This is a genomic window from Segetibacter koreensis DSM 18137, assembly GCF_000374045.1.
GTDB classification, from domain to species: domain Bacteria; phylum Bacteroidota; class Bacteroidia; order Chitinophagales; family Chitinophagaceae; genus Segetibacter; species Segetibacter koreensis.
In genome coordinates this window covers 123,211-136,253 of record NZ_KB893314.1, presented here as the reverse complement: position 1 = coordinate 136,253, position 13,043 = coordinate 123,211, and the positions used below count along the sequence as shown (strand labels likewise).

7 protein-coding genes are annotated in these 13,043 nt (G+C 37.5%); 4 read left to right on the top strand and 3 right to left on the bottom strand.

Annotation, left to right across the window (positions count from 1 at the left end; translation table 11 throughout):
• The first annotated feature begins 26 nt into the window (after positions 1-26).
• The 4 genes from nuoK to B154_RS0100680 all read left to right on the top strand — a co-directional run bounded on the left by nuoK (position 27) and on the right by B154_RS0100680 (position 5,235).
• On the top strand, positions 27-362 hold the full coding sequence (nuoK, locus tag B154_RS0100695) for an NADH-quinone oxidoreductase subunit NuoK (RefSeq protein ID WP_018611057.1): 336 nt from the start codon (positions 27-29) through the stop codon (positions 360-362).
• A gap of 104 nt (positions 363-466) precedes the next feature.
• Positions 467-2,389 (top strand): NADH-quinone oxidoreductase subunit L, encoded by a 1,923-nt coding sequence (nuoL, locus tag B154_RS0100690; protein WP_051084269.1) that lies wholly within the window; start codon positions 467-469, stop codon positions 2,387-2,389.
• A gap of 19 nt (positions 2,390-2,408) precedes the next feature.
• Complete coding sequence (locus B154_RS0100685; protein ID WP_018611053.1) at positions 2,409-3,842, top strand: complex I subunit 4 family protein; 1,434 nt, start codon at positions 2,409-2,411, stop codon at positions 3,840-3,842.
• Between the two features lie 22 nt (positions 3,843-3,864).
• Positions 3,865-5,235 carry an NADH-quinone oxidoreductase subunit N gene (locus B154_RS0100680; RefSeq protein WP_018611052.1) on the top strand — a complete coding sequence of 457 codons (1,371 nt, stop codon included), beginning with the start codon at positions 3,865-3,867 and terminating at the stop codon, positions 5,233-5,235.
• A gap of 264 nt (positions 5,236-5,499) precedes the next feature.
• On the opposite strand, the gene B154_RS0100675 is transcribed toward B154_RS0100680, so the two are convergent.
• The 3 genes from B154_RS0100675 to B154_RS0100665 form a co-directional block, all read right to left on the bottom strand.
• Complete coding sequence (locus B154_RS0100675) at positions 5,500-10,191, bottom strand: translocation/assembly module TamB domain-containing protein (protein ID WP_169337632.1); 4,692 nt, start codon at positions 10,189-10,191, stop codon at positions 5,500-5,502.
• A gap of 322 nt (positions 10,192-10,513) precedes the next feature.
• Positions 10,514-12,166, bottom strand: a complete 1,653-nt coding sequence (locus B154_RS27325) for a PQQ-dependent sugar dehydrogenase (RefSeq protein ID WP_018611049.1) — start codon at positions 12,164-12,166, stop codon at positions 10,514-10,516.
• Between the two features lie 293 nt (positions 12,167-12,459).
• Positions 12,460-12,972: a peroxiredoxin family protein gene (locus B154_RS0100665; RefSeq protein ID WP_083934905.1), complete on the bottom strand. Its 513-nt coding sequence runs from the start codon at positions 12,970-12,972 to the stop codon at positions 12,460-12,462.
• Positions 12,973-13,043 lie beyond the last annotated feature (71 nt).

The following is a 13,043-nucleotide window of genomic DNA, read 5'->3' as shown; positions in this document are numbered from 1 at the left end:
GAAGCCCTTATGCGGGTTTGGTAACTATGCCAATAACATATTATATAACACTTGCTATTGTTTTGTTCTGCATTGGAGTTGTAGGGGTATTAACACGCAGAAATGCAATTATTATTTTTATGTGCATTGAGCTCATGCTGAATGCTGTCAACCTTTTGCTGGTAGCATTCTCTAAAATGCATAATGGAAAAGCATTGGCAACAAATCCTACCTCACTGGCAGGAATTGATGGACAGTTGTTTGTGTTTTTTATAATGGTTGTGGCAGCTGCAGAAGTTTGTGTGGGTCTTTCTATTATAGTAATGATGTACAGAAATACTCACTCTGTTGATGTAAATTTTTTGAATAGATTGAAGAATTAATCCCTTTACTACTCTCCTGAGAGGAGTGAAAAGAACGAAGGGCATTATAATAAAATTAAAAAATATACACCTCCCCCTACAGGGAAGTGGGTAGAGGGTTAATTATGGCAAAACTTGTTTACTTAGTACCGCTGTTTCCTTTGATAGGGTTTCTTATTAATGGGCTGGGACGTAAATTATTAACTAAATCTTTGATTGGTATTATTGGCAGCGGAGTCATTCTTGCTTCTTTTGCTGTAAGCCTTGGCATTTTTTTCGAAGTTAAACAAGATGGATTTCAACCGGTTATTGTAAGCCTTTTTCCTTTTATAAAAGTTCCTGCATTTAATATTCCTTTTGCTTTCCAGGTGGATCAATTGTCTACACTGTTCTTATTAATTATTACTGGCGTGGGATTTCTTATTCATGTTTATTCCACGTCTTATATGCATGAAGAGGAGCCACAGCACTACGGGCGATACTTCTCTTATTTGAATCTTTTTGTTTTCTCTATGTTATTGCTAGTATTGGGAGCAAACTATGTTATTATGTTTATTGGTTGGGAAGGTGTCGGCCTCTGCTCTTATTTGTTGATTGGTTACTGGTTTAAAAACAACAATTATAACTATGCAGCGAGAAAGGCATTTGTAATGAATCGTATTGGGGACCTGGGGTTTCTATTGGCTGTTTTTTGGATATTAGGTAAGCTGGGAACTGTTACTTATAGTGAAGTTTTTTCAAAAGCATCCACTTTCAGCAATTACGAGGTGACAGCAATTACACTGTTATTGTTTGTTGGCGCAATGGGTAAAAGTGCACAAATTCCTTTATATACCTGGTTACCAGACGCAATGGCTGGTCCTACACCGGTGTCTGCATTGATACATGCAGCTACTATGGTTACGGCTGGTATTTATATGATTGTCCGCAGCAATGTGTTGTACACTATGGCTCCGGCAACACAGACTTTTGTAGCTATCATTGGTCTTTCCACAGCTTTCCTGGCGGCAACTATTGCTTTAAAACAAAATGATATTAAAAAAGTACTGGCTTATTCTACCGTTAGTCAGTTAGGTTATATGTTTTTGGGATTAGGCGTGGGTGCTTATACCGGTGCTGTTTTTCATGTAATGACCCATGCTTTTTTCAAAGCTTTGCTATTTCTTGGTGCAGGTAGCGTTATTCACGCTATGCAGAACCAACAGGATGTTCGTTTTATGGGTGGCTTAAAGAAATATATGCCGATAACACATATTACTTTTTTGCTTGCTTGTTTAGCTATATCAGGTATTCCTCCGTTCAGTGGCTTTTTTAGTAAAGATGAAATATTGGCAGCAGCGTACGAGCATAATAAAGTGTTTTGGATAATAGGCGTTATTACAGCAGGAATGACAGCTTTCTATATGTTCCGGTTATATGCAATGACTTTTTTGGGACATTTCCGTGGCACGCACGAGCAGGAACATCATTTGCACGAAAGTCCTTCGGCAATGACCATTCCTTTAATCATTTTGGCTATATTAAGTGTAGTTGGAGGATTTGTCGGCATTCCTGAAGTATTTGCTTCAAATGCTCATGCTTTAGAACATTTTCTTTCACCCGTTATTGTAAAATCTACTGAGGCGACAGAACATTTAACTCCCGGTACGGAAATGATGTTAATGGCTGTTTCGGTTGTTGTTGCAGTTATAGCAATCATTTATGCCTGGACGCGATTTAGCAAAAAACCTGAAATAGCTGAACCTGAAGGAACCGGTAAGTTCTTAGCAAACAAGTGGTATGTAGATGAATTGTATGATGCTATAATTGCCAGGCCTTTGTTGGGAATAGCAGGCGTATTTAAAAATGTTGTAGAAAAGAGTGGGATAGATGGTGTAGTAAACGGGGTGGGACGTGGTGTGCAATATGCCGGCAGGCAGATAAGGCTGATGCAAAGCGGGCAGGTCGGAAATTACATCCTGCTTATGGTATTAAGTATAGTGCTAATGATCATATTGGTATTTTATGGAAATAATCTGAACCCGGTTTTAAATTACTTTTCAAAATAATTGCAGGTAAAAATAAAGTATGATTACTGTTTTATTAATTATTGTTCCTGTGCTGGCCGGCTTCGTATCTTTTTTTATTAAAGACGAAAAAAGTGCAAAAGGGTGGGCTTTGTTAAGCGCTGTGGCAACGCTTGTTATTTCGCTGATAAGCATTTTTCAAAATACCAATTCACTTACTTTCGATGCATCCTGGTTACCTATGATGGGTAGCCGTTTTACAGTTTCTTTGGATGGAATGGGCAAAATGCTTACACTTTTAACCGCCGTATCCTTTCCGATTATTTTTGCCTCTACATATAATAACCATTACAAAAGCCCTAACGCCTTTTACGGCTTCATGTTATTGACGCAAGCAGGGTTAACAGGTGTCTTTTGTTCAATGGATTTATTGCTTTTTTATTTTTTCTGGGAACTTGCTCTTATTCCTGCTTATTTCCTTTGTTCTAAATGGGGCGGCGAAAGAAGAATACCAGTAACTTTTAAATTCTTCATTTATACATTTATTGGTTCTTTGCTCATGCTTGTAGGCATTTTGTTTGTTTATTACAAAACTCCTGACCATTCATTTGCTATAACATCTCTTCATAATTTATCATTAACGGCAGGGGAAGAAAATTTTGCTTTTTGGCTGTTTTTTATTGCTTTTGCCATTAAGATGCCTGTATTTCCTTTTCATACATGGCAGCCCGATACTTATGAGCAATCACCTACTGCAGTTACTATGGTATTGAGTGGGGTTATGGTGAAGATGGGAGTCTTCGCTGTAATAAGATGGCTTCTACCTATGTTTCCTAATGCTTCTGTAAGAATGTCTGATGCAGTAATTATACTTGCAGTTATAGGGATGTTATATGCAAGCCTTATTGCAATTCGCCAGGATGATATTAAAAGGCTGATAGCATATTCTTCTATTGCCCATATTGGTTTAATGGCCGCAAGCATGTTCACAGGTGATGCAACAGGCATGCAGGGAGTTATATTCCAGATGTTTGCACACGGTGTAAACATAATAGGATTGTGGATAGTGGTAGATGTAATAGAGCAACAAATGGGAACACGAAAATTCAGTGAATTGGGGGGACTCGCACAAAAAGCGCCGGCCCTGGCTATTCTGTTTGTTATAATGGCCCTTGCTAACATAGCATTGCCTCTGACTAATTCATTTATTGGTGAATTTCTTATGTTTAACAGTGTATTCCATTACAATAAAATATTAGGTGCAGTAGCAGCTATCAGTATCATTCTTGCGGCAGTATATACATTGTGGATGGTGCAAAAAATATTTTTCGGTGAAGTAAGAGACGCAGAGGACACGAGGCTAAAAGTTCCTGCAAACACAAGATTAATGCTGGTAATTTTAGTAGCAGTCGTATTGATATTTGGGGTGTATCCACAACCCATGATTAGTCTTACCAGTGATACTGTTACAAAAATTATAGCTCAATTAAAATAGCGGCCTTCAGTAAGTTTACTTTATGAATACGATTATACTTTCAGCAATCTTTGGGGTAGTGATGATGTTTACGGGTATATTTATAAGCAATCGCGCTGCTTATAAACATGTTGCTGCTATAGCATTATTGGTATTGCTTGTATTTAATATTTATGAAACGCATGGTTTTGTATTGTTTAATGTTAATGCTGACTATTTTCTTCATTTTGAAAAATTTGGTTTATTATTCACCAGTATCTGTATTTTTTCAACCTTAGTATACGTATTGTTAAGCGGAAAGGATATTGAAAAAGCAGGCGCGAACACTGCTGAGGCATTTGCACTTATCTTTTTTGTTTTATGTGGTATAGGTATCGTCACTTCATACACCAACTTACTCATGTTATTTGTAGGTATTGAAATTCTCTCAATACCCTTATATATATTAACGGGTAGCGATAAAAGAAACCTGAAGGGAAATGAAGCGGCTTTGAAGTATTTTTTAATGGGATCTTTTTCAACGGGAATTATGCTAATGGGCATTGCATTGTTATATGGTGCAGCGGGCACCTTTGCAGTTGAACATGTCGCCTCCGCTGGTATGCTTTCCTATCTTGAAGCACTTGGTATGGTGCTTATTTTTGTCGCCTTATCATTTAAAGTGTCTGCTGCTCCCTTTCATTTTTGGACACCTGACGTGTATGATGGTGCACCTACAGTAATTACCTCTTTTATGGCAACTGTTGTGAAGGTAGCAGGCTTTGCCGCTTTTATCCGTTTGTTTGAAGGCCGTCTAGGCACTATGGGCAGCCAGACAGACCGATTAATTGCTATAGTGATCATTTTAACCCTTGCTTTTGGTAACCTTACTGCAGTATTTCAACAAAGTGTAAAAAGAATGCTGGCGTATTCCAGTATAGCGCAAGCCGGTTTTATGTTGTTTGCTTTGTTTGCTGTAAATGATGTTGCTAAAGAAGGACTGCTCCTTTACGCTGCAGCATATTCACTTGCCACAATTGGAATATTCGCCGTGTTGGCAAAAATGGATGATATGACATTTGAAGGATTTAATGGCCTGGCTAAATCTCAACCATTAATTGCAGCACTTTTAGCTATCTTTTTCTTGTCGCTTGCCGGTATTCCTTTAACTGCAGGTTTTTTTGCTAAATATTATATGCTGGCTGCGATCATTAAGACAAATCATTACATTGGTCTTGCAATAATAGGTGTACTGTTTGCTGCTGTTAGTGTCTATTACTATTTTAAAGTGATACAGGCAATGTATTTTAAAGATGGAAACATCGTTTTGGCACCTGTTACAAATAGCTTTAAATATCTTTTATTGGCCGTAGCTGTCATAATTGTGTTTCTTGGTGTTTATCCCAATGCACTATTAAGCTTACTTTATTTTTAGAATAAACTTTTCAAGTTATAATTTCTACAAGTCGTGAGAGCAGGTCAAGTCTACCTCTTAATCTAATTTTCAATAGAACGTTTTCAATTAGTTTCAAAGGTTGTAGAAAATATCTGTTCAATACTGACTTTATTTAAATTTGTAAAGGAAGAAAGTATTTTATAAAAGCATATTGCTCAGCTTATAAAACTTATTGGTTTTCTATTCCCCAGACTTCTGTTAATGGCGCAGCCAATAACTCAATTATTAACGATATTTATAAAATCACTTTTCTTCTTCCTGCGCTTTAGTTAGCGTTGCGGGTTGGGCGGGAGGCGCTGAAGTGGGAAGGGGATTTTTTGGAAGCTTTTCTGGCGATTTTGAAAAAAAGTTTTGGAAATCTTTTCTGTACGAAATACTTGCTCCCTGGCGGTTACGACGGCCAACTGCACTGGTGGTAATGTCAAGATTATTCCGGCTAAAAACAATTGCTCTCAGCTTACGGTCTTTAGATAAAATAATTTCTACCGTAAGATCAGGAAGCCACTGCAGATTTCCCAATTGTTGTGAGGTGGCTGTGTTGCTGCCCATTCTAAAATCAAGATCGCCACCAAATGTTACGACTACTTTATTATTAAACAGGCTTTTACCTAACTTGAAATTCACTTTTTGGCGATCTATTGCATTAGTGGCAGTCACGTTTCCACTAAACAAATTACTGCTGTTATAAACTGTAGTACTAACGTCGAATTGCAAACTACGATCTCCTGTAATTCTAAATAAAATATTTGAAACGAGGTTATTTACCTGTTTGGCAATTAATTCAGAAATGGTGTTAACTCCTAACGTGGTAAAATTTACGCCAATATTTCTTCCTTCACCGTAGGGGGCAAATGAGCCAAAAACGATGAGATACGTCACCTGCTTGAGCATTTCATTATCATCTTTCTCAAGTTTAGACAAAAACTGGTTAAAGGTTTCATCGTTTTTTACCTGCTCGCCGGTCGGGAAATCAATGAGAAAATGGATAGTTGGCTGTTTAAGATTGCCGGTAAGGTCAGCGATTACATACACATTGCCCTGATAGCCTTGTACCGTACCGCTTAAATTCTGACCGCCTACAAGATCTCCCAACCGTACGTTTTCTGCAACATACAAAGCTTCTACGTGCATTTTTGCATCATAAGGATCTCCATTCCATTCTATAAAACTATTGGCTCCTTCTCTTAAAATGAAGGGCTTTTTGATGAATGACTGAAAATTAAAATCATAACTTCCACGCTGTATTTCGTACCTGCCTTTGATCGTAAGCGCATCTACTGTTCCTGCGTGAATCTTTAATCTTCCGTTTCCAACAGCTTTTATAATGTCGCCCGTTACAGGGTCTAATATAACATCGATTTTAGCTAAAGGATTTGCTGTAAGATCGAGGTCAACAACTACGTTGGTTTCATTTGCAGTTGGCGCTTCCTTCATTTCTGTGCCATATTGTTTGAAAACTATGAAATCAGCAGTGCCGCTTTCTCTGGCAGTGGTTATAGGAATAAAAATATGCGAGCTATCAACCGGTTCTGCTGCTATTGAAATATGCATATTTTCCTGCGGACCGGTTATACTCATGGATGCCTTGCCGATAGCTGTTCCATAAAACTGGCTGTTATCGCTAGCCTTTGTATCTATTAATAACAGTCGGTTTGAGGTTATATCAAAATCGAATTTTACATCTTTAAATTGATGTTGGTCTAACCTGCCAGACACCTGCCCGATATTACCAAACTTATCTTTAATATTAAACTTGCCAAAATCAATTCCATCTCTTGAAAAAACAAATACGGCTGAGTCAACTGTATACTTTACTTGGGTAAAATTAACGATAAGACTACCTTTGGTCAATCTTACCCTTCCTAATAAATCAGGGCTTTTAATGTTCCCATTTATTTGTAGTTCTCCGGTAGCCAGTCCTTCCACATCAGTGAAAATGGTGCTGAGAAATTTATTTACAATATTTACTTTGGTATTATCAAATTTCAAAGATGTCAAAAGGGGAGTGCCGGTTGAGTCATAAAGATCGTAACTGCCATCTGCAGTGAAGTTATATAGTTCATTTTTTGATATCGCCTTAAAAGCAATCTTTCGGTTGACACTGTTATAATTTCCATTTACGCTTACAACGCCAACAGAGTCGTTATCAAGCCTGAACTGTTCCGCTTTTATGTTAGCATCTATTTTAAACTTTCCAAAAAAATCGCTCATTATTATGTTCCCGGATGCAAGACCTTCCAGTCTCGGATTACTGGTAAGGAAAGGAGCAAAGTCGCCAATATTCAGGCTTTGTAATTCAACAAGAAGATTACTTTTGTTCGCTTGTGCGTCATGAGTTGTCTGAACACTGATATGCTGATCATTTTGTGTAAACCGAACGTTTTCTGCAGATACAAAGTCCTTTCTTATTATTATTTCTCCTTCCTTTTCCAGTATCCATCTTTTTTCGTTGAGAACAAAATCAGAAGGATTAAATTTAATTTTTACACCATCAGGAAAGGTGGTAAGATCAGCATTAAGATTAAGCTCGTTTAAAGTATTATTTGCCTTTGTTTTAATGCTGATCTGCGATTGATCTTTTTGGGAAATAATATTGATTGTAGTATTCGGGAAATAAGAACTGTCGCCAACGCCAATGTTGCCTATTTTCCCATTCAATTGCAGTACATCCAGGTTGCCTCGTCCATTGATACTAATGTCTTTAAACCTGTTTTTCTTAAATGCAAAATCGGGAATATCAGCATTAACTTCAAAAACAGTATCAACGGTATTTATAGTTCCGGTAATGCTGCTATTGCTAAAGCCCGAAAGGTCTTTATTAAACAACAAAGTGTATCCTTCGATATTTTTTGTATTTAATATAAAATTAAATTCCTGGTCTTTAGCCATACTCCGTGGCTTATTGATGTAAGCAGGGTAGTACTTGTTTAAGAATGTTTGAAAAGTATTGGGCAGATCAAGAATATTATATTCTCCCTCCACCGCCGCATCAAATTCGTTGCTGGATAAAGATAAAGACCTGCGGCCTCCTTCAAATCTTGACTGTAACGTAAGTGAATCAAAGTTTAGCCGAACACTGTCCTGGATCAGATTAGCATTATAAATTTTAACGGTACCAAGAAAACGATCAATGTTTTTTCCGCTGAAGTTAAGGTCAAACAGCCCGGTAATTTCAAGGTTTTTATTATACAATTTCAAATTCTGAAAGTTGCTGTGTGCAAGATCTCCCAGAACATTAAACTGGGGTTGTTCGTTCCTGAAATCCATTTTAACCGTTGTGACGAAATCAATGTTTTCGTCATCTATTTTTACAGTACCGTCAAATTGTCTGCGTTGAAAAGTTCCTTCAACATTTATCTTTTTATAAATATAGTCTTTAAAATTAAACTGCCCGATTTTGCCGGTAACACTTGTTTTTAAAGTATTTAAGCTTAATCCGACTCCCTTAACTCCACCATCAAAAGACAGTGTTCCCATATCCTTTATTGATAGAAATCTCCCTAAATCAAACTTTTGCGTTACCAGGTGCCCACTGTATATTGTCGGATTTTTATCAGGTAATTCCATCACAATATTTGCACTAAAGCCACCCAGGTTAGTACTAAAAGTTCCATTTGTTTCAAACTTGGAGATAGTACCTTTAAAATTTCCTTTAAACTTAACATCGCCCAGGCTTGACAAGGATGGCACCTCCACCTTTGCAATCGCAGGAATAAAAGTGGCTGCATCTCTGTAGGAAGTCTGCAAATTCCCAGATTGTAAATCAATGATGGTTTTGTTTATATCAGGCAAGCCCGTCAAAGTAAGATCACCGCTTACAGTTGTGTTATTTCCTGCTCTTGCAAACAGGTTTTTTACTGCAAGGTTTCCTACCGTTCCTTTACCAAAACCAGAAATGCTTATTTTTTTATTCCACGTTTTTGTAGCAGGCGCAAAGTAAGAAAGGTCGTAACTGTCAACCTCACTGTTTTTTAACCTTACATCCATCGTCACTTTCGCAATAAAGTCTGAAAAGTCTTTATTGAAATCTGTGTAATGAAATGCAAGATAGTTTTGAAGGTGGCTTCTTGGCGTAACAAGCTCAAGTTTTGACAATTCCATTATTTGAGGTGTAAGCTTAAAACTCGTCTTTAGCTTTCGTATGTCAAATCCGCTTCTTTCTTTCGCGGCGAGATCAATGTTGGCTTTTATAGTGTCTTTTATAAAACTGAGATTAGAGACGTTTCCGCTTATCTTTTCCAAAAGAAGGTGAAGCACGTCAAAATAGGGATAAGGAGCACGATCGGTGCGCTTTGCATTTTGAAATGTGCCATTTTTTATAGAAAGTTTGCCCACTGTTAACCGGAGATCGCCTTCATTAAAATACATACCTGTATCGGCCACAGGTGTTTTCTTTTTAACTACCGGTAGTCTTAACCCCTCAAAATTTGATAATGAAAAATACGGTTTGTCAAGATCCAGTTGTTTTATATCAATGCGGTTTTCATCCAGGTTAAAGCTATCTGCCTCCAGTTGCATGTTTCCCAGCCTGGCCTCCATCAGGCTGCCAACCCATAGATCTTTTTTTACAAAGGAAATATTTTTAAAATCAAGTTTTTTGAGGTCAAACTTCAGCGTGCTTTTCTTCTTCTTTTGTTTTGGCGTTGTCGGCGAGAAATAATCAACTAAAAACTGGTAATTCCATACGGAGTCTTTTCTATACATATTCACGTGTGCATCTTCCAGGCCCACATATTTAAGAATCAATTCGTTTCTTAGAAAAAACCAATCGGTAATTCTGACCTTTACCTGCTTTGCATACAACAAAGTATCTTTATTAAGATCTTTGATCAGCATTCCCTCCAGGTTCATGCTGTTGAAAAGAGTTAGACTGACATGATCAATTTTTACTTCCGTATGCAAGTCACGCCTCAAACGTTTTGTAATCTTGCCCACTATCCAGTTTTGAACAAGACTCGTTTGAATAAGAATCCATACAAAAAGCAATAATCCTATAATGCTTAATACTATTCTGCCAGTTATGGAAATAAATCTCTTCAGAAAGTTAAAGTTTGAATAGTAAAAATAAAGAAACATAACGGCTGCGCAAGCCGTATATGCGATTCTGCAAAATAATAACAAATTGATTTTTTATTTACCAGAAAAGAATATGGAAACAGATCGTACACGAGTTTCTAAATTTCCTGCCACGTGCCTTCATTTTACCGTACAACCATCACCAAAGGTTGCTTTATTAACGATACATACAACATAGCTTTTAATAGAGTACTCTTGTAACCTGCCACTCGTTATCTGCCAGCGCTCTTATTGTTATTATCCCTTTTGCTATAGTTGTAAGAGGGATATTTGTTTGGGAAGAGGTAGGGTCTGTTTCCTGCTTTAGCACAGATTTTCCGGCAGCATCATATAATTCAATGGTAGTAGTTTTCGACGGAAGTTTGAGCATAAGAATTGTTCCTGTGATAAAGGCTCTTAGCATTTGCCGGTTAATACCATTTGCACTAATGATGTTAGAATAACTAACCTGGCCTGTGACAGAAATAATTTTGAGGCGGTAAAAGGTTTGTCCTGAGGTCAGGGGTACTTTTAAAGAGTAGTTATTTGAAGCCTTTTCACTTTCTGCAGTTATTCTGCTAACCTCGGTGAAGAGATCAGATGGTCCAATTCTCTTTTCTATTATGTAAATGTCTCCTTTTTCTTCATTCTGTACCTGCCAGTTTATTTCATATTTCGTTCCTGTTTCCCTTCCTGTAAGAGATGCGAGGCGTACCGGTAATGCGTTACTTGCAACAACTTTATACAAAGTGCCGCTTAAAGTGGTAGCATATAGAGTACCATCGGCTCTTTCACCAAAAGAGCTGATACCCGCCGGCCAGTTGGTTTGCATAGTACTGTTCCACCCGCCATTGTCACCAGGCTTTATTAACCAACCATTACTGCTTAAGTAATCGGTACAAATATAAAAGCCTTGCAGGGAAGGAAATTCGCTTCCCCTGTACACGTAACCGCCGGTTATAGATAGTCCTCCTGTAGCATTATTATGTGAGTATTCAAAAATTGGAAAAACATTGTTTGATTGTGCAGAGCAATTTGAATTGTATGGATGTGTTCCTTCATAACAGTGCCAACCATAATTTTTATTAAGAATACTGTCTGCCTTTACACAGTCAACTTCCTCCCAGGCGTTTTGTCCTACATCTCCAATCCACATATCTCCACTTTGTTTGTCAAAGCTCCAACGCCACGGATTTCTGAGACCTGATGCAATTATTTCTGGCCGTTTTGTTGTACTTCCAGCAAAAGGATTGGTAGCAGGTATGCGGTAGTATGGTGGGTTAGCGTTATTTACATCAATTCGAAGCATTTTGCCCAATAAAGAAGAGACATTTTGTGCATTATTGTTGGGGTCTCCGGCCGAACCTCCATCCCCGGTTCCGAAATACAAATACCCGTCAGCCCCAAAAACAAGATTTCCACCATTATGATTTGCAAAGGGCTTTGGAATGGTCATGAGAATTACCCCAGAAGAAGAGTCTGCTACATCGGCAGAAGAGCGGGTATAACGTGCAATAGTAATGTCACCCGATATATTTGTATAGTAAATATAAAAGTAACCGTTGCTGCTATAGTTAGGATGAAAAGCAAGGCTAAGCAGTCCTTGTTCGCCTCCCGAGGTAGTTATCTTTGATGCAACATCGAGGTAGGGAGAGGGTAAAAGAGATGTGCCATTCCATATTCGTATTTTACCTGTTTGCTCCACTATAAAAAGACGGTGCGAGCTATCATTTACTTCTTTTATATCTACCGGTTTCGACAATCCGCTTACTACAGTATCAAATGAAATGAGTGGCTGCGATTTGACCTGGTTGAAACAAAAAAGTAAAATCAGTGCTGGCAAATATTTTATCATAGAAGCAAAATATTACAGAAATAAAATTATTTGTATCATAAATATTATCGCCTGTATAATTTATTGAATGAACTGCAGCAATTATTGGCGAACTGTTACAATAAAGATTTTAGGTAACGGTTCAATATAGAAAATTGGATATAAAATTATTTATACTAAAAAGAAAAAAATACTCCTGTTGATTGTGACGATCAATAGGAGTATTATTACTGCCGGTTGTGCCAACAGAGTGAAGAACCTCGGGAAATTAGATTGCTATATAAAGAACTTTTTAATTTAGAATAGAAAGCGTATTATTTGACTATACTCGCCATCTCTTCCATGTCAATTCCTTTCTCGTACACTTTCACAAGCTTTCCCTTTTTATCATACAAAGCAGAGAAAGGAGTAAACTTAACATCATAAAACGTGGTGACCAATCTTGCGGGGTCAGCTCCTATTTTGATGGAAGGAAAGCGCTTAATCATATAACGCTCCGCAAAACTCTTCATATCTTCAAACGGCCTGCTGGTTATCATTACAATTTGCAGGTTGTTAAATTCCTTCATTTTACTTAATAATTCTTCTGTCTCCAGTTGGCAATGACCACAATCAGGACTGAAATACAAAATTAAAGTCGGTCTGTTAGGCTGAAGGTTTGTTTTACTAAACCACTTACCATCTGGCATTTGAATTTTAAACGAAGGAATAGAATGATCTCTCTGGTATGGCGCTAAAGTATCGGCAGGAGCTGTGTTTTTATTAGTTTGGGCGTTTGCACAGATTGATATTAATATTGTTGACAGAAGAAACAATATCATTCTCATAAATTTTTATTATTAATTGTTTTGAATATTTCGCCAAAAATAAAGAATAGAATATTCAGCAGTACAAACAA